Consider the following 17,856-nt stretch of genomic DNA (forward strand, 5'->3'; position numbering starts at 1 on the left):
ACTCGGCTCGCCGAGCGGTGTGCTATCGACCACTCTGTCCGATTGCCACGGCAGCGATGTCGCTCAACGGCAGGCCAGTGGCCTCCTCGCGGGTGAACCACCCCGCTCGCGCCGTCGACCCCCCGGCGGACTCGGTGACCACCGCGTCGGTAGGTACGTCCACCAGCACCCGATAGATCACCCGTACGCCATGCCAGTCCAGAGGTCGGCCCTCCGGGCCCAGGGCGGCTGGATTGTGCAGGTTGTTGACGCCGAGAAGCTCCACGACCCGGCCCACCTGCCCGCCCTCCTCGATCAACTCCCGCAGCAACCCGGTGGTCGGCTGCTCGCCGTGATCGGTGCCCCCGCCAGGCAGATGCCACAGACCGGCCCCCGGGTAGCCCTGCGCGATCTGGGTGAGCAGGATCCGCCCACCGGGGTCGGTGACCAGCCCGTACGCCCCGAAGCGCAGCCGACGGTCGGGGTGCTCTGCGGCGGCAACAGGTCCCGCGACCGGTGCGCTACCGGCGGCAGTGGGGTGACCGGCAGGCCGAGCGCCTCGGCGGTGAACGGGGTCAGCGGCAACTGCGCCACCTCCGCCAGCGAAAGCCAGCAAGCCTGATCGACCGGACCAGCCCCGACGCCGCGCGACCCGCCCCCGGGTCGCGCACTCTCACGCTCCGCGCCGTCAGCCAGCGCGTCGTGGGGCGTGCTGAGGTCGAACAGCAGCCGGTCGGTGTGCAGCGAAGCCTCGTCTTCCGCAAGAGTGGCCACATCGGCAACCACCGCGAGTAGTCGCGTCACCGCAACCGTCAACCCGACCTGCTCGTCGACCTGGCGGATCACGGCGCGCTCCGGGTCCTCGGCATGCCTGACGGCACCCCCGGGCAACCGCCAGACCCCGGGAAACTCGCCCTCCGCCCCGTCCCGAACCACCAGGACCCGGCCCGAGTCCCGCAAAAGTCCGTACGCTCCGACCCGCCGCGCGAATTGCACCGTCGCTCGCCCCCGCTTCGCACCCGCAACTGTTGATCATCAAGTTACCGTCGTCCAACTCGCGTTCCGACGATAACTTCATGATCAATGCGCGGCAGCGCACGGGAAGCACACAGAGCTCGGCGAACCGGCGCGTTCAGGCCTCGGTAGCCGGCCCTTGACGGCGACCGATCAGCCCCGCGAAGAACCCGAAGCCCGTTATGCGACCCGGTCCGCGTCACTCCATCAGCCCGCGTTGTGGAGTCCATTCGCGTTGCCGGAGTCGAGACTGACGGTGATCCACTCGGGTTCATGGAAGACGCGGTATTCCAGCGCCCGGGACACCGCGTTTTCAAGGAACCCGAGTGGATCACAGGCGAGGCCCAACGCCCAACGCCTGAGGCCCGACGCGCAAGGCCCGAAGCCCGACGCCCGACGCGCGGTGCGCCGCTCGCTCCTCGCGGATCGGTCGGGAGTCAGGTGAGTTGGGCGGCCTGGACTGCTTCGGCGGTCACCTCGGTGAGGCGGTCGGTGGGGAGGGCGCCCAACTCCTCGCGGCCGAACCAGCGGGCCTCGCAGGTGGAGCCGCCCACGTCGGCGACGGTCAGCGGGTTGGGCTGGTCGACGACGACCCGGTAGAAGGCGCGTACGCCGTGCCAGTCGATCGGGTAACCCTCGGGGCCGAGTGAGGCGGCGTCGCGGTGACTCGCGACGCCGAGCAGCTCGACGAGGCGGCCGGCCTGGCCGGTTTCCTCGATCAGCTCCCGGATGAGTGCCGCGCCGGGCTGTTCGCCGTAGTCGGTGCCGCCTCCGGGTAGGTGCCAGCAGCCGGCGCCGGGGTAGCCGTCGGAGATGCGGGTGAGCAGCACTCGGCCGGCGGGGTCGGTGCAGACCGCGTACGCGGCGAAGCGCTGGGCCCGGTGCAGCCCGTCGGGGCCGGGCACGGCGTAGAAGGAGGGGAACTCGGGTGCCTCGTCGGGCACCACGTCGGCCGAGGAGGCGGGCAGCCCGAGGGCGCGTGCGGTGAACGAGCGCAGCGGCAGCTCGCGCGCCTCGTCGAGGGTGTACCACCGGGCCAGGTCGGTGGGGCGCTCGCCGACCCGGTCGGCGAGCGTGCCACCGCGCACGGCAACCCGGTAGATCAGCCGGTCGGTGTGGATGGTGATGCCACGGTCGGGGAGTGCCCGCATGTCGGCGAGCACGTCGGCCAGGCCGGAGACGGCGACGGAGAGGCCGGTTTCGGCGGCGGTCTCGCGGACGACCGTGTGGTTCGGGTCCTCGCCGTGGTCGACCGCCCCTCCGGGCAGCGACCACGTGCCAGGGGTGCCGGAGCGCTCCGATGCGCGGACCAGCAGGACTCGGCCGCTTGAATCAGCACAAACTGCGTATGCCGCGATCCTGCGGAGCGGCTTGAGCAAGGTGGTCACGGGAGCAAATTCTCCCCGGGCCGGGTTACCGGAACGGAAAAGAGTCGGATTCCTGACTATCTGGCCCCGGTCAGGGATTGGTCAGGGTAAGGATCCGGGCGGTCACCGAGGGCGGGCCGGGCACCAGCGCGGACTGTGGGGGTATGACATCGACCACCGCTCCCCACGCTCCGTACAAGCAGCTCCGGCGACCCACCACCGATCGCATGGTCGCCGGGGTCGCCAGCGGCGTCGGCCGCTACTTCGCCGTCGATCCCACACTGGTCCGGGTGATCTTCGCGGTCACCGGGCTGCTCACCGGCGGGCTCGCGCTGTTCGCGTACCCGATCATGTGGTTCCTGATGCCGGAGGAGCCCAGCGGCGCGCCGGCCTGGCCGCACACCGCGGGCGTCGCGCCGCAGAACGGCCCGCCGCCCACCGCCGGGCCCGCGCCCGGCGGACCACCGCAGGGAAACGCCTCGACGCCGCCCTACCCGCCGACGACCCCGCTCCACCCGCCGACGACGCCGCCGTCGACCCCGTCCAGCCCGCCGCCGGCGGCCTGAGCGGCGCTCACTCCCACTCGATGGTGCCCGGCGGCTTGCTGGTGACGTCCAGGACCACCCGGTTGACCTCGGCGACCTCGTTGGTGATCCGGGTCGAGATCCGGGCCACGATGTCGTAGGGCAGCCGGGACCAGTCGGCGGTCATCGCGTCCTCGCTGGAGACCGGGCGCAGCACCACGGGGTGCCCGTAGCTGCGCCCGTCTCCCTGCACACCGACGCTGCGCACGTCGGCGAGCAGCACCACGGGGAACTGCCAGACACCCCGGTCGAGGCCGGCGGCGGTCAGCTCCTCGCGGGCGATCAGGTCGGCCTGGCGGAGCAGGTCGAGCCGCTCCTGGTCGACCGCGCCGATGATCCGGATGGCCAGGCCGGGGCCGGGGAACGGGTGCCGCCAGACCATCGCCTCGGGCAGGCCCAACTGGAGGCCGAGGGTGCGGACCTCGTCCTTGAAGAGGGTGCGCAGCGGCTCGACCAGCGCGAACTTCAGGTCCTCCGGGAGGCCGCCGACGTTGTGGTGGCTCTTGATGTTGGCGGTGCCGGTCCCGCCGCCGGACTCCACCACGTCTGGGTAGAGGGTGCCCTGGACGAGGAACTCGACGTCGCCGTGTGCGGCGATCTCGCGGGCCGCGGCCTCGAAGACCCGGATGAACTCCCGACCGATGATCTTGCGCTTCTGCTCCGGGTCGGTCACCCCGGCGAGCGCGCCGAGGAACCGGTCGGTGGCGTCAACCACCTTCAGCTTGATGCCGGTGGCGCTGACGTAGTCCTTCTCGACCTGTTCGGCCTCGCCGGCGCGCAGCAGGCCGTGATCGACGAAGACGCAGGTGAGCTGGTCACCGACGGCCTTGTGCACGAGCGCCGCGGCGACCGCCGAGTCGACTCCGCCGGAGAGGCCGCAGATGACCTCCTTGTCGCCGATCTGGGCGCGGATCCGGGCGACCTGCTCGTCGATGATGTTCTCGGGAGTCCAGGTCGGCTCGATGCCGGCGATGTCGTAGAGGAAGCGGGTCAGCATCTCCTGGCCGTGCGCGGTGTGGCCGACCTCCGGGTGGAACTGCACGCCGGCCCGGCGACCGGCCAGGTCCTCGAAGGCGGCGACCGGCGCGCCGGCCGACTCGGCGGTCACCGTGAAGCCCTCGGGTGCCTCGGTGACGCAGTCGCCGTGGCTCATCCAGACCGGCAGGTCCGCCGGCAGGTCACGCAGCAGCACACCGGGGTCGAGGAGGCGGGGGCGCAGCGGGGTGCCACCGTACTCACGGTTGCCGGTCCTGGTGACGGTGCCGCCGAGCGCCTGGGCCATCGCCTGGAAGCCGTAGCAGATGCCGAAGACCGGCACGTCGGCGCTGAACACGCCCGCGTCGATCTGCGGCGCGTCCGGGGCGTAGACGCTGGACGGGCCGCCGGACAGGATGATCGCGGCCGGGTTCTTCGCCAGCATCTCGGCGATCGGCATCGAGTGCGGCACGATCTCGGAGTAGACCTTCGCCTCACGGACCCGGCGGGCGATGAGCTGGGCGTACTGGGCTCCGAAGTCCACCACGAGGACTGGGCGAGGCAGGCTCATGTGCACGAAGCCTACCGACAGTCACGGTCGCTGCCGGCACCGGCTCGCCGGCAATCCACTCTCCCGGCGATCTTGCACTTTCTGCCCCGACAAAGGCCACGAATGCCGCTTAGCGACATCCGAAAGTGCAAGATCGCGGAGGTGGCGGCGGGTCACTGTCGCAGCGCGCCCGGGGCGTGCGGCGGGACCGCCGGGTTTTGCGGGGGTACGGGGGGCAGACGGCGGTACGGGGAGTCGAGCGGCGGCCGGGGGTCCTGCTCGCCCTTGTTGGGCCAGAAGGACATCGCCCGTTCCGCCTGTGCGGTGATCGTCAGGGACGGGTTCACGCCCAGGTTGGCCGAGACGGCCGCGCCGTCGACCACGTGCAGCCCGACGTGCCCGTACACCCGGTGCCAGGGGTCGATAACCCCGTCGGCCGGGGTGGCGCCGATGACCGCTCCGCCCAGGATGTGCGCGGTCATCGGGATGTCGAACGGTTCGGTGAGGGAACCGCCGGGGGTGCCGCCGATCTCGTCGGCGAGCATTCGGGCCGCGGTGTTGCCAGCGGGGATCCAGGTGGGGCTGGGCGCGCCGTGGCCCGGGCCGGTGACCAACCTGCTGCCGAGCGGGCCACGCCGCCACCGGGTGGTCAGCGAGTTGTCCACGGACTGCATGACCAGGGCGATCACCGTCCGTTCCGACCAGCCGCGTACCGACAGCATCCGCGCCGCCAACCGGGGCTGCCGCACGATGCTGCCCAGCCAGCGGCGCACCCGGTGTGGGCCGCCGTCGACCAGCAGCGACTGGAGCAGCCCCATCACGTTGGAGCCCCGCCCGTAGCGGACCGGCTCGACGTGTGTCTGCGGGTCCGGGTGGAACGAACTGGTGATGGCCACCCCCTCGGTGTAGTCCAACCGCTCGGACCGGGCCCGTCGCCGGGGCACCGAGGCGCCGAGGATCGCCTCCGAGTTGGTCCGGGTCAGCTCGCCGAGGCGGGGCGAGAGCCCGGGTAGCGCACCGTCGGCCCGCAACCCGTGCAGCAGTCGCTGGGTGCCCAGCGCCCCGGCGGCGAAGACCACCTGGTCGGCGTGGATGACCTGCCGACCCTTGCGCAGCCAGGCGCCGGTGCGTTCGGTGTGCACCTCGTACCCGCCGCCGTCGGCGGGCCGGACGGCGGTCACCGTGGTCAACTGACGGACCGTGACCCCGAGCCGTTCGGCGAGCCAGAGGTAGTTCTTGACGAGGGTGTTCTTCGCCCCGTGCCGGCAGCCGGTCATGCACGAACCGCAGTGCAGGCAGCCGGTGCGCTCCGGGCCGGCACCGCCGAAGTACGGGTCGGCGATCCGCTCGCCGGGCCGGCCGATGTGCACGCCCACCGGGGTGGCGTGGAAGGTGTGCCCCACCCCCATCCGCTCGGCCACCGCGCGCATGGCGCGGTCCGCGCCGGTGTGCACCGGGTACGTGGTGACGCCGAGCATCCGTTTGGCCTGGTCGTAGTGGTGGGCCAACTCGTCGCGCCAGTCGGTGATGTCCCGCCACTGCGGGTCGTCGTAGAAGGCCGGCAGCGGTTCGTAGAGGGTGTTCGCGTAGACCAGCGAACCGCCGCCCACCCCGGCACCGGAGAGCACCAGCACCCCACCGCCGGATCGTCGACCGGCCGGGCGGAGCAGGGTGAGCCGTTGGATGCCGTAGCAGCCCAGCTTGGGCGCCCAGAGGAACCGGCGGACCCGCCAGGACGTCTGCGGGAACTCGTCGTCGGCGAAGCGGCGGCCGGCTTCCAGCACCGCGACCGAATAGCCCTTCTCGGCCAGTCGGAGCGCGGTGACGCTGCCACCGAAGCCGGACCCGATGACGACCACGTCGTACCGCATGGACGCATCATTACTCGCGAGTAGCGCTCGCGCCAGCGGCACTTTTCGCGCGATCATGCTCCGGCCGACCGACCCGGCGCCTCCCGGCCGCAACCCGGAGCACCCGTCGGAACGTTGTTCACCAGACGGGTGGAAGGAAATCACATGGTTCTCGGGTCGATGGCGCCGCGCCGACGGTGGCTGCTGCTGGGGTTGGCGGCCCTCGCCGTCGTCGCGCTGATCGCGGCCGGCACCGTGGTGATCACCCGTCTGACCGGCGACAACAAGCCGGGCGGCGGTCCGGTGGCCGGCTCACCGACCCCGTCACCAGTCGGCACGCCGACCCCGAGCCCCAGCGGCCCACCGCCGGGCGCGGACATCACCGGCCCGCTCAACCTGCTGCTGGTGGGTGTGGACACCCGGGTCAGCGTGCCCGGATGGGAGCCGCACTCCGACGCCGTGCTGGTGCTGCACGTACCCAAGGGGTTGGATCGGGCGTACCTCTTCTCACTCCCCCGCGACCTGCTGGTGGACATCCCGGCGTTCCCGAAGGCCGGCTACAAGGGTGGCAAGACCAAACTCACGCACGCCATGAGCTTCGGCAGCCGGGTGCCGGGCAAACCCAAACAACCCAGCACGGACCAGGGGTACGAGCTGCTGCGCAGCACTGTCAGCGGCTACACCGGGCTGCGCATCGACGCGGGCGCGGTGCTCACCTTCAACGGGTTCGACCGGCTGGTCAACGCCCTGGGTGGGGTGGACATCTACATCGACCAGCGGGTCGAGTCGCTGCACCGCCGACCGGACGGCAAGTACCGGGAGAGCGCGCCGGGCGGCTACAAGGGACCGCAGCAGGTCTACGAGAAGGGCGAGATGCACCTCAACGGCTGGCAGGCGCTGGACTACGCGCGGCAGCGCTACATCACCGGCGGCGACTACGCCCGGCAGCGCCACCAGCAGCAGCTGATCCGGGCGATGACCCGCAAGATCCTGGACGAGGGTCTGGCCAAGCAACCCGAGCGCGTCGACCAGGTGGTCTCCGCGCTGGGCGACACGCTCGTCTACGTGGGCGGACGCCGGATCGTCGACATCGCGTACGCCCTCAGTGGCCTGCCGGAGAACCGTTTCACGCTGGTCGGGCTACCCGGTTCCGGCGTCGGCAAGGGCAGCGCCTACCGGGGTGAACAGCTCACCACCGAGGGCCGGAAGTTCCTCACCGAACTCCGCGCCGGCCGCGCCGACGCCTACCTGGCCGCCCACCCCAAACTTGTCGTGAAGAACTGACCGCGGCTCAGAGCCGCTTGGGCTGGGCCGGCTTCTTCGTGCCGTAGAGCCAGGCGTCGAAGAGCGCGTCGAGCTGCTTGCCGGAGATGCGCTCGGCCAGGGCCACGAACTCGGCGGTGGTGGCGGTGCCGTCGCGCTTCTCCGCCGCCCAGGTCTTGATGATCTCGAAGAACGCCTTGTCGCCGACGGCCACCCGCAGGGCGTGCAGGGTCATGCCGCCGCGCTGGTACACCGACTCGCTGAACAGCTTCTCCGCGCCCGGCCTGCCCGGCGGTGTCTGCCACACCCGCGCGGACATGCTGGCGTACCGGTTGTCGAACGCCTCCTTGGCGGTGTACGCCTCGGTGTGCTCGGCCCAGAGCCACTCCGCGTACGTCGCGAAGCCCTCGTTGAGCCAGATGTCCTCCCACCTGGCCAACGCGACGCTGTCGCCGAACCACTGGTGGGCCAGCTCGTGGGCGACGACCTCGGTGTTCTCGCCCCGCCGGAAGAAGCTCGCCGCGTAGACCGGTCGGCTCTGGGTCTCCAGGGCGTAGGAGATCCGGCTGTCGGAGATCACCACACCGCCGTACGCGTCGAACGGGTACGGCCCGAACACACTCTCCAGGTAGTCGGCCACCGCGACGGTCTGCGCCATCGACGCGTCCGCGTTCCCCTTGGGCTCGGTGGTGGTGACCGCGTTGTAGACCGGGCGACCCTTGTGCTCGCCGGTGGTGATCCGGAACTTGCCGATCACCAGCGTGCTCAGATAGCTGGCCATCGGCGACTTCTCCGACCACTTCCAGGTGGTCCAACCGCCCGTGCTGGACTTCCCGCCGGGAACGCCGTTGCTGATCGCGGTGAGGCCGTTCGGGACGGTGACCTCGAAGTCGTAGGCCGCCTTGTCCGACGGGTGGTCGTTGACCGGGAACCAGGTGCTGGCCGACTCGGGCTGACCCAGCGCGATGGCACCGTCGGCGGTGTGCAGGAAGCCACCGTCACCGAGCGCCTCGTTCTTCAGCGGCTTCGGCTTGCCCGCGTAGGTGACCTCGGCGACGAACCCGTTGCCGTTGATCAGCCCGGAAGCCGGCTTGATCACCAGCTCGTTCCGCTTGCGGCTGTGGGTCGCCGGCGCGCCGTCCACCGTGACCGCGCTGACGGTCAGGCCGGCCAGGTCGAGGTTGAACGACGACAGGTCGCTGGTCGCGGTGGCCCGCACCGTTGTCGTACCCGTCAACTGGTCCTTGGCCGGGTCGTAGCGCACCTTCACGGTATACCGCCCGACGTCGTAGCCGCCGTTGCCGTAGGTCGGGAAGTAGGCGTCGCCGACCCCGTCGGCGCCCGCGGCGAACGTCCGCGCCGGAGTGGGGGACGCGCTCGGTGACGGGGCCGCCTCCGGGCCCGCTGAGTCGCATCCGGACAGTGCGAGCGCACCGGTCACCAGCAGACCGGCAGCCACTCGCAGTCTGTGCCGCGTCCCGCGCATCCCACACCCTCTCCACACGGTGGCCGGTCACGGCCTCCGCAGTCCCGCCCGAACCGACGCCTACCCGCCGTTCGCAGGCGGCAGCATATCGACCGGGCGGCGGGGCCGGATCACGGCAGTGTGGGGGCCGACCCACCCACCAACCAGGCGTCGAAGAGCGGACGCAGTTGCCGCCCGGCGACCCGCTCGGCCAGCGCGACGAGGTCCGCCGTGGTCGCGTTGCCCCCCGCCCGCTCGGTGGTCCAGGTACGCAGGATGCGGAAGAAGAGGTCGTCACCGACGGTCCGGCGCAACGCGTGCACGGCGAGCGCCCCGCGCTTGTAGACGGCAGTGCCGAACATCTGCTCCCGGCCCGGCTCGACCGACGGCTGCGTCCAGTCGGTCGCCGCGTACTGGATCTCGAAGTTGCGCTGGGCGGTCCGGCCTCCGTCGTGCTCCTCCCACAACCACTCGGCGTAGCTGGCGAAGCCCTCGTTGAGCCAGATGTCGCTCCACCTGGTCAGCGACACGCTGTCGCCGAACCACTGGTGCGCCAGTTCGTGCGCGACGACGCTCGGGTTCGGCCGGTCGTCGGCGAAGAAGCCAGGCCCGTAGACCGGCCGGGACTGGGTCTCCAACGCGTAGCCGATCCGGTCGTCGGCGATCACGATCCCCCCGTACGAGTCGAACGGGTACGGGCCGAAGCGGCTGGCCAGGAAGTCGACGATCGCCCCGGTGCGGGTCAGCGAGGTGGCCGCGCCGCCGCTCTCCGGCAGGCTCGCGGCCACCGCCGTGACCATCGGTCGACCCGCGTGCGTGCCGGTCACCACCCGGTAGTCACCGATCACGAGCGTGCTCAGATAGCTGGCCATCGGGGCGCGCTCCGACCAGCGCCAGGTGGTCCAGCCGTCGGCGCTGCTCTTCGGCCCGGGTACGCCGATGCTCAGCGCGGCCAGGCCGTCCGGAACGGTCACCGCCAGGTCGTAGGTGGCCTTGTCCGACGGGTGGTCGTTGACCGGGAACCAGGTGGCGGCCGAGTCGGGTTGGCCGAGAGCCACCGCCCCGTCGGCGGTGTGCAGGAAACCACCGCTGCCCAACGCCCCGTCCTCGACGGCCGTGGGGACACCCGCGTACTCGACAGTCACGGTGAACTGCCGCCCGCGCGGCAGTCCGTCGCGGGGGGTCACCACCAACTCGCCGTCGCTTCGCCGGTGCTCGGCCGCCGCGTCACCCACGCTGGCCGCGCGGACCTCCAGGCCGACCAGGTCCAGGTTGAACCGGGACAGGTCCTGCGTGGCGGTGGCCGTGATGACGGCTCGACCGGTCAGCCGGTCGGTCGACGGGTCGTAGCGCACGTCGAGGCCGTAGTGCCCGACGTCGTAACCGCCGTTGCCGTGCCCCGGCACGTACGGGTCGCTGACGTCGGCGGCACCGGGCCGGAATCCGTCGCGGTCGTCGCCGGTACAACCGGTGACTGCCAGCCCGATCGCGCAGGTCAGCGCGACGACGCGCAGCCTGCGTCCGGTCCGGACCATGCCCACCCCTCCTGCGGCGTTGCGGCCTCCTGCGCCTCTCGGCCGCCTGCGCGTTGCGGTCAGGACGAGCGTAGTCAGCATCGCGGGCCGCGCGGCCGGTATCGACGATCATCAGTGACTTTCGTCGAATCAAACAAAAGCTGCCGTCGATCGAACCTATCTTTCGACTTAGACCGACGTTAGTGTCGGTCTCCGACCACCGTCGCGAAAGGTGGAACCATGCCAGACCACACCGCCCTCGACGCCACCTCCACCGGCCGGCTCAGCCGCCGATCCCTGCTCGCCGCCTCCGCCGGCGCCGCCGCCGCGATCGGCGCGGCCGGCCTACCCGTCCTCGCCACCGGCACCCCCGCGCTCGCCAACCCCGGCAACGCGAGCGAGCTACGGGTGGAGCCGCTGATCCCGGCCCGCAACCGCGGCATCATCCTCTACAGCGTCCGCGACCGGATCACCGCCGCGCCCGACGACAGCGGGGTGCCGTACGGCTTCGAGCGCGTCCTCGCCCGACTCGCCGAGATCGGTTACAAGGAGATCGAGTTCGCCGGCTACACCCAGAGCACCGAGATCCTGGGCCGGCAGATCACCCCCGCCGAGATCCGCAAGATCCTCGACGACAACGGCCTGGTGGCCAACGGCACCCACGCCTCGATCCAGCCGGCCACCTTCCAGCAACAGCTGGACATCGCCGAGGAACTCGGCATGAAGAACATCGGCACCGGCAGCGACCCGACCAGCAGCGCGTACAAGGCAGAGTGGGACGCCGCCGCTGACATCTGGAACGAGCTGGGCCGGCAGGCCAAGGCCCGGGGCATGCGGCTCTACACGCACAACCACGACGCCGCGTACAACTTCCTGATCGACCGGGGCCCACGCGACGAGCAGGGCCGGCAGACCCGGTCCTCCGGCATCCGCCGACTGGAGTACTTCTTCGAGATCACCGACCCGAGGTACGTCTTCTTCGAGCTGGACATCTACTGGGCCTACGTGGCCCGTTACAAGCACCAGAAGTACGTCAACCCGGCCGGCCAGGAGGTGACCGACCTGTTCGACCCGATCCTCACCGTCGCCGACCGGACCACCCGGTTCCCGCTCTTCCACGCCAAGGACGGCGACCGGGACACCGGCGTTCCCAACGGGTACCAGATGACCCCGCTGGGCGACGGCGACCTCAACTTCCAGCAGTTCTTCCAGACCATCGGCGAGCGCAACTTCCACCACGCCAACTGGGAGATGGACACCGCCCCCGGCGGCGCGGACAACAAGGGCCAGTCGCTCGACTTCGCGGCGACCAGCTACCGCAACATGTCCGACCTGACCATCTACGTGGAGAAGTGACAGCCGACTGAACACGACGAAGGCCGGCCCGCACGGGCCGGCCTTCGCGCGTCAGGAACGGTCAGCGGTCGAGGACCAGACCGACCTTCTGGAACTCCTTCAGGTCGCGGTAACCGCACTTGGCCATCGCCCGACGCAGCCCACCGAACAGGTTGAGCTGCCCGTCGGCCTCGTCCGCCGGCCCGAAGAGCAACTGCTCCATCGACCCGAGCGGCTCACCGGAAACCTCGAAGGCACCCCGGGGCAGCGACGGGTGACTCGCCGCCGAGTGCCACCAGGCACCACCGGCAGGAGCCTCGTCGCAGAGCGACAGCGGCTCACCGAGCATCACCGCGTCCGCGCCGCAGCCGAGCGCCTTGGCGATGTCGCCCGAGGTCTGGATGTCACCGTCAGCGATCAGGTGCACGTACCGGCCACCGGTCTCGTCCAGGTAGTCACGGCGGGCCGCCGCGGCGTCGGCGATCGCGGTGGCCATCGGCACCCGGATGCCCAGCACCGACTCGGTGGTCGACCACTCGTCGCCACCGATGCCCACGATCACGCCGGCCGCGCCGGTACGCATCAGGTGCAGCGCCGTCTTGTAGTCCGTGCAGCCACCGACGATCACCGGCAGATCGAGGTCGGCGATGAACTCCTTGAGGTTCAGCGGCTCATCGGTGGTCGACACGTGCTCGGCCGAGACGATGGTGCCCTGGATGACCAGGATGTCCACCCCGGCGTCCAGGATCACCGGCGCCAACGCGAGGGTGTGCTGCGGGGAGACCCGCACCGCCACGGTGCCGCCACCGGCGCGCAGCTCGCGGACCCGCTCGGCGATCAGGTCCGGGCGGATCGGCTCGGCGTACACCTCCTGGAGCCGCTTGGTGGCGCGGGCCTCCTCGTCGAGGCCGGCCAGCTCGTCCAGCACCTTGGTCGGGTTCTCGTAGCGGGTCCAGAGCCCCTCGACGTTGAGCACGCCGAGGCCGCCGAGCTGACCGAGCCGCACCGCGGAGGCCGGGCTCATGGTGGCGTCGGAGGGGTGGCCGACGCACGGAATGCCGAACGGGTACGCGTCGAGCTGCCACGACGTCGAGACGTCGTCGACGTCCCGGGTACGGCGGCTCGGCACGATGGCGATGTCGTCCAGGTGGTAGCCGCGCTGCGCGGTCTTGCCCAGCCCGATCTCGACCACGTCACGCATGGGGGACTCCAGGTGGTTGGGGGTGTTGGATCAGCGGGTGTGGTAGTTGGGCGCCTCGACGGTCATCTGGATGTCGTGCGGGTGGCTCTCCTTCAGACCAGCCGCGGTGATCCGGATGAGCTGGCCCCGGCGGTGCAGATCGGGGATGTTCTCCGCACCGGCGTACCCCATCGCCAGCCGCAGCCCGCCGACCAGCTGGTGGGCGACCCGGGACAGCGGCCCCCGGTAGGGCACCTGACCCTCCACGCCCTCGGGAACCAGCTTGTCGTCGCTGAGCACGTCCTGCTGGAAGTAACGGTCCTTGCTGTACGACTTGGCCTGACCCCGGGACTGCATCGCGCCGAGCGACCCCATCCCGCGGTACGTCTTGAACTGCTTGCCGTTGACGAAGATCAGCTCGCCGGGGCTCTCCTCGCAACCGGCCAGCAGGCTGCCGAGCATCACCGTGTCGGCACCGGCCACCAGGGCCTTGGCGATGTCGCCGGAATACTGGATGCCGCCGTCACCGATCACCGGCACACCGGCCGGGCGGGCGGCCCGGGCCGCCTCCATGATCGCGGTCACCTGCGGCACGCCGACCCCGGCGACGATGCGGGTGGTGCAGATCGCGCCCGGCCCCACGCCCACCTTGACGCCGTCGGCGCCGGCGTCGACAAGCGCCTTCGCACCCGCGTACGTGGCCACGTTGCCGCCCATGATGTCAACCGTCACGTCGGCCTTGAGCCGGCGGACCATGTCCAGCACGGCCCGCTGGTGACCGTGCGCGGTGTCCACGATCAGCACGTCGACGCCCGCGTCGACAAGGGCACGGGCCCGCTTGTACGCGTCCTCGCCCACACCGATGGCGGCGGCGACCCGCAGCCGGCCGGCGTCGTCCTTGCTGGCGTCCGGGTACTGCTCGCTCTTGGTGAAGTCCTTGACGGTGATCAGGCCACGCAGCCGGCCCGAGTCGTCGACGATCGGCAGCTTCTCGACCTTGTGCTGACGCAGCAGCGCCAACGCCTCGTCCTTGCTCACCCCGACCCGCGCGGTGACCAGCGGGGTGTGGGTCATGATCTCGCGAACCGGAGTGTTCGGCTCGGAGACGAAACGCATGTCCCGGTTGGTGACGATGCCGACCAGCTGGCCGTCGCCGTCCACCACCGGAACACCGGAGATGCGGTAACGCCCGCACAGCTCGTCGACCTCGCGCAGCGTGTCGTCCGGGCTCGCGGTCACCGGGTTGGTGATCATGCCGGACTCCGAGCGCTTCACCAGGTCGACCTGGAGCGCCTGGTCCTCCAGGGACAGGTTGCGGTGCAACACGCCGATGCCGCCCTGGCGGGCCATGGCGATCGCCATCCGGGCCTCGGTCACCGTGTCCATCGCGCTGGACAGCAGCGGAATGGACAACTCGATGTTGCGGGTGAGCTTCGTCCGGGTATTCACCCGGCTGGGCACCACGTCCGACTCGCCCGGCTGAAGCAGCACGTCGTCGAAGGTGAGGCCGAGCGGAACCACCCGGGCGGAGCCGGCCGGCAGCTCGGGCAGGTGGCCGCCCAGGTCGGCGTGCTCGCCGCCGGCCGGAAGATCGGTGCTGGGCGAATTTTCCACGATTGCTCCCCTGAGCTGCTCGGATGGGCTTCAGCGAGGTGGCGCGGGCGGGCACCGGAGCGCGCCACGATGCCGGCACGTCGCCTCATCGTACCCAGTGAGCTGGGCGACCCGTCCGTGGCAGGCCGGGCCAGCGCGGAGGCCGGGGGGCGGACGTTCGCGCCGCGTTGGGTCTACGGTGAGGGGGTGCACGACGAGCCCATCGACCCGTTCAATGGCGACCCGGCCGATCCGACTGCGGGTCTGGATGACCCGGGCGATGACGCGACGCCGGATCCGCTGACCGACGTCGAGCGGCAGGATGTGCTGGAAGACCTCGCTGACCTGGAGATCTACCAGGCCCTGCTGGCCCCGATCGGGGTTCGCGGGCTCGTGATCGAATGCGAGGACTGCCGCGAGCCGCACTACTTCGACTGGGACCTGCTCCGCGGCAACCTGCGGCACCTGCTCAACTCGGGTCGGCCCCGGGTGCACGAACCCGCCTACGACCCCGACCCGGACCACTACGTGACCTGGGACTACGCCCGGGGGTACGCGGACGGGGTGCACGACACCCTGTCCGAGGGCACCGAGGACGAGCCGGACACCCCGACCGCCACCAAGTAGCCCCGCCGGGCGGCTGCGCGGCGTACCCCTGCTGTCGCGTGGGCGCGTACCCCTGCTGTCGCCGGCTTGCCTTCCGCTGGCCCGCCGGATGCTCCGCTGCCGCGTGGCGTGCCCCGACTGCCTTGCGTGCTGTGCGGCGGCGCTGCCCGGGTGTCAGGCCACCAGACCCGCGCGGAAGCCCGCCGCCACCGCGTGGGCCCGGTCCCGGGCGCCAAGCTTGCGGAACAGCCGGCGGGCGTGCGTCTTGACGGTGTCCTCCGAGACGAACAGTTCCCGGCCGATCTCCGCGTTGCTCTTGCCCTCGGCCATGCCCAGCAGCACCTGAAGCTCACGCTCGGTGAGGCCGATCGACGCCCGACTGGGTCGGGCGTTCGGGGCGGGACGGCCCGGGTCGGGCTGTGCCGACTCGCCGGTCCCCGCTTCCGCCTCGTCGTCGCCTCGCTGCACCGGCACCGACGCCACTCCGGCCGGCCCGTCGGCTGCTGTGGCCGTCCAGCCGGGCTCGCCGGAACCGCGCGGCGACGGCCCGGAGCGGCCGGAACCACCCACCGCCGCCGCGTCGCGGGCCGGATCGGTGATCCGCTGCCGGGAGGCCCGGCCAGGCGCGGTGAGCAGCAGGAGTGCCTTCGCCACCGCGCTGGTCAGATCATGGTCGACATTCTGGATGAGCCCCCGGGCGCCGGCGCTGATGGTGGCCGCCGCGGCCTCGGACTCCTCGGTGCCGAGCAGCAGCACCGCCGCCTGCGGCGCACGCGCCAACACCCGGCGGACGAAGCCGGCGCTGTCCGGCCGGGTGAGGGCCGTGTCGGCCAGCACCACGTCGGCCGGTCGCTCGGCCAGACGCAGCATCACCTCGGGATCAGAGACGGCGGTACGAACGATCGCGGACAACCCCAGCCGCGCGGCAGCAGAAGTAAGGTGCTGGGCCGCGAGTGGTGTCCGAACGCACACAAGAACGGTACGCACTGTGGTCTCCTCTCCGCCAACGAGCAGACCATGACGCGGTCGGCTGGGGAGGGGGATCCCGGCAATCCTTCGAACTTTTCCGACAGATGGGGCAAAAGCCGCAATTTCTCGGACGTTTTCGATCACAGACGTGTGAGTTGACGACAGCCCGGGTACCGGGAGATCCAGGCCGGGAACGGTGCGCCTGCGCGGCCCGCCGCCCGGATGCCGGCCATAAGGATTCTCGCGGAGCCGCGCGGGAGGAGGGGTGCTGATGTCGAACGTACGTAGGCTGCCCGGACCCATCGTCGATCTCTGGGACTGGCAGCGACTCGGTGCCTGCCGAGGGCGCGACAGCGCCCAGTTCTTCCACCCCGACGGTGAGCGTGGTTCTTCCCGGCTGCGTCGCGAGTCCACTGCCAAGTCGGTCTGCCGCGCCTGCCCGGTACGCGCCGAGTGCGCCGCTCACGCCCTGTCGGTACGAGAGCCTTACGGCGTGTGGGGCGGCTTCAGCGAGTCGGAGCGCCTGCGACTGCTCGCCGTCGGCTGGGAGGACCTGGCAGACCGCCGGCACGCCCGGGTCGACGTCGCACGGCTGGAGGCCCGCCTGGGTCGCCCGCACAAGTCGACCGTCCGGGCCCAACGCAACGTCGCCTGACCCGACACACACGTCCCCGACATCCGCGAACCGCGCCTCCGTCCCGGAGGCGCGGTTCGCGCGTTTCAGGCGGTTCTCGCGGTTTCGCGTGGTCAGGGTCCCGCCCTGCCCCCCTGCCCCCTATCGTCGCGGCTGCGGCAGGGGTTCGGGGGCGAGGGGCCGGGCCGGCGCCCGAGGAGCCGGGAGCAGGGGCCGAGGCCGGGACCATCATGATCAACACGGGTTCCTTGATATCGGGGCATCCTGCCCAGCCGGACACCGCGTTTTCAATGATGCCGAGTGGATCAAGGCCGCTTACGCGGCCCGAAGGGGCTAGCCGAGACGGCCAGCCTGGGACGTTTGCCCGGTTCAGGGCATTGGGGCTTGATGCGGGGCGTGGACTTCTGCGAGATATGCGATGTCTGTCCTGTGACACGGCGCACTCGTGAGCTGGAATCATGGCCGGGCCGGGGTCGTTACACACCCTGACGATCGCAGTACCACCGACCCGCCGCCCGAGCCTTGAGGGCGGGTCGCGCAGGTCGGAATGGCAGCCTCCACCCGGTCGTTGCAGTCCCCACGGACGACCGAAGGGCATCGCCTCGATGAGGGTGCCGGAAGGTGGGCCAACCCCGGAATGACCCCGGCCCCCGGTCGTTACAACCCCCACGACCGCAGGCACCGCCACGACGAGGGTGCCGACGGATGGGCCAACCCCGGAATGACCCCGGCCCCCCGGTCGTTACACACAGACCCGGCGCCACGAGCCCCCGCTCGGCAGGCCGCCGACCCCGACGCCGAACCAGGGCGTCACCCCAAGACTTTCCACCCTTTCTAAAGTGCAGCGCCGGACGAGGTGCTCACACCCTCACCACCGCCCCCCTTGGTGGTGCGGGTGTTCTACCCCCGAAGGAGCTACCCCCATGAACACGATCTTCCGTAAGAGCATGCTGTCTGTTGCTGGTCTCGCGTTCGCCG

General features: G+C 70.9%; 13 protein-coding genes and 1 pseudogene. 5 read left to right on the forward strand and 9 right to left on the reverse strand.

The genetic code is table 11. The annotated features are described in order from the left end of the window. Positions 1 to 22 precede the first annotated feature (22 nt). Positions 23 to 975, reverse strand: a pseudogene (locus ACIBEF_RS25600) (NUDIX hydrolase). Positions 976 to 1,430: 455 nt separating this feature from the next. Continuing rightward, a complete protein-coding gene (locus tag ACIBEF_RS25605) occupies positions 1,431 to 2,381 on the reverse strand; it encodes an NUDIX hydrolase (RefSeq protein ID WP_124856350.1) in 951 nt (316 codons plus the stop codon). Between the two features lie 143 nt (positions 2,382 to 2,524). On the opposite strand from ACIBEF_RS25605, the gene ACIBEF_RS25610 reads away from it, so the two are divergent. Then, a complete protein-coding gene (locus ACIBEF_RS25610; protein ID WP_396795670.1) occupies positions 2,525 to 2,926 on the forward strand; it encodes a PspC domain-containing protein in 402 nt (133 codons plus the stop codon). Positions 2,927 to 2,933: 7 nt separating this feature from the next. On the opposite strand, the gene guaA is transcribed toward ACIBEF_RS25610, so the two are convergent. Continuing rightward, positions 2,934 to 4,490 (reverse strand): glutamine-hydrolyzing GMP synthase, encoded by a 1,557-nt coding sequence (guaA, locus tag ACIBEF_RS25615; RefSeq protein ID WP_355010065.1) that lies wholly within the window; start codon positions 4,488 to 4,490, stop codon positions 2,934 to 2,936. Positions 4,491 to 4,642: 152 nt separating this feature from the next. Then, positions 4,643 to 6,340, reverse strand: a complete 1,698-nt coding sequence (locus ACIBEF_RS25620; RefSeq protein ID WP_396795671.1) for an FAD-dependent oxidoreductase — start codon at positions 6,338 to 6,340, stop codon at positions 4,643 to 4,645. Positions 6,341 to 6,484: 144 nt separating this feature from the next. On the opposite strand from ACIBEF_RS25620, the gene ACIBEF_RS25625 reads away from it, so the two are divergent. Then, positions 6,485 to 7,603 carry an LCP family protein gene (locus ACIBEF_RS25625; protein WP_396795672.1) on the forward strand — a complete coding sequence of 373 codons (1,119 nt, stop codon included), beginning with the start codon at positions 6,485 to 6,487 and terminating at the stop codon, positions 7,601 to 7,603. Positions 7,604 to 7,610: 7 nt separating this feature from the next. On the opposite strand, the gene ACIBEF_RS25630 is transcribed toward ACIBEF_RS25625, so the two are convergent. After that, positions 7,611 to 9,068, reverse strand: a complete 1,458-nt coding sequence (locus tag ACIBEF_RS25630) for a M1 family metallopeptidase (protein ID WP_396795673.1) — start codon at positions 9,066 to 9,068, stop codon at positions 7,611 to 7,613. Positions 9,069 to 9,178: 110 nt separating this feature from the next. Continuing rightward, positions 9,179 to 10,582, reverse strand: a complete 1,404-nt coding sequence (locus ACIBEF_RS25635; RefSeq protein WP_396795674.1) for a M1 family metallopeptidase — start codon at positions 10,580 to 10,582, stop codon at positions 9,179 to 9,181. Positions 10,583 to 10,801: 219 nt separating this feature from the next. On the opposite strand from ACIBEF_RS25635, the gene ACIBEF_RS25640 reads away from it, so the two are divergent. After that, positions 10,802 to 11,917 (forward strand): sugar phosphate isomerase/epimerase family protein, encoded by a 1,116-nt coding sequence (locus ACIBEF_RS25640; protein ID WP_396795675.1) that lies wholly within the window; start codon positions 10,802 to 10,804, stop codon positions 11,915 to 11,917. Positions 11,918 to 11,978: 61 nt separating this feature from the next. Here the strand turns inward: ACIBEF_RS25640 and ACIBEF_RS25645 are convergent, their stop codons facing one another. Together ACIBEF_RS25645 and guaB are read right to left on the reverse strand one after the other, a co-directional pair. Continuing rightward, positions 11,979 to 13,097: a GuaB3 family IMP dehydrogenase-related protein gene (locus ACIBEF_RS25645; RefSeq protein ID WP_091406427.1), complete on the reverse strand. Its 1,119-nt coding sequence runs from the start codon at positions 13,095 to 13,097 to the stop codon at positions 11,979 to 11,981. 30 nt (positions 13,098 to 13,127) lie between these two features. Then, positions 13,128 to 14,690, reverse strand: a complete 1,563-nt coding sequence (gene guaB, locus ACIBEF_RS25650) for an IMP dehydrogenase (RefSeq protein ID WP_357234815.1) — start codon at positions 14,688 to 14,690, stop codon at positions 13,128 to 13,130. A 186-nt stretch (positions 14,691 to 14,876) separates the two neighbouring features. Between guaB and ACIBEF_RS25655 the strand changes: the two genes are divergently transcribed. Next, positions 14,877 to 15,296 carry a DUF5319 domain-containing protein gene (locus ACIBEF_RS25655; protein ID WP_355010073.1) on the forward strand — a complete coding sequence of 140 codons (420 nt, stop codon included), beginning with the start codon at positions 14,877 to 14,879 and terminating at the stop codon, positions 15,294 to 15,296. A 153-nt stretch (positions 15,297 to 15,449) separates the two neighbouring features. On the opposite strand, the gene ACIBEF_RS25660 is transcribed toward ACIBEF_RS25655, so the two are convergent. Continuing rightward, complete coding sequence (locus ACIBEF_RS25660; RefSeq protein WP_396795676.1) at positions 15,450 to 16,262, reverse strand: LuxR C-terminal-related transcriptional regulator; 813 nt, start codon at positions 16,260 to 16,262, stop codon at positions 15,450 to 15,452. A gap of 253 nt (positions 16,263 to 16,515) precedes the next feature. Between ACIBEF_RS25660 and ACIBEF_RS25665 the strand changes: the two genes are divergently transcribed. Then, a complete protein-coding gene (locus tag ACIBEF_RS25665) occupies positions 16,516 to 16,899 on the forward strand; it encodes a WhiB family transcriptional regulator (RefSeq protein ID WP_396795677.1) in 384 nt (127 codons plus the stop codon). Positions 16,900 to 17,856 lie beyond the last annotated feature (957 nt).

The organism is Micromonospora sp. NPDC050795, from assembly GCF_044456785.1.
Classification (GTDB): domain Bacteria; phylum Actinomycetota; class Actinomycetes; order Mycobacteriales; family Micromonosporaceae; genus Micromonospora.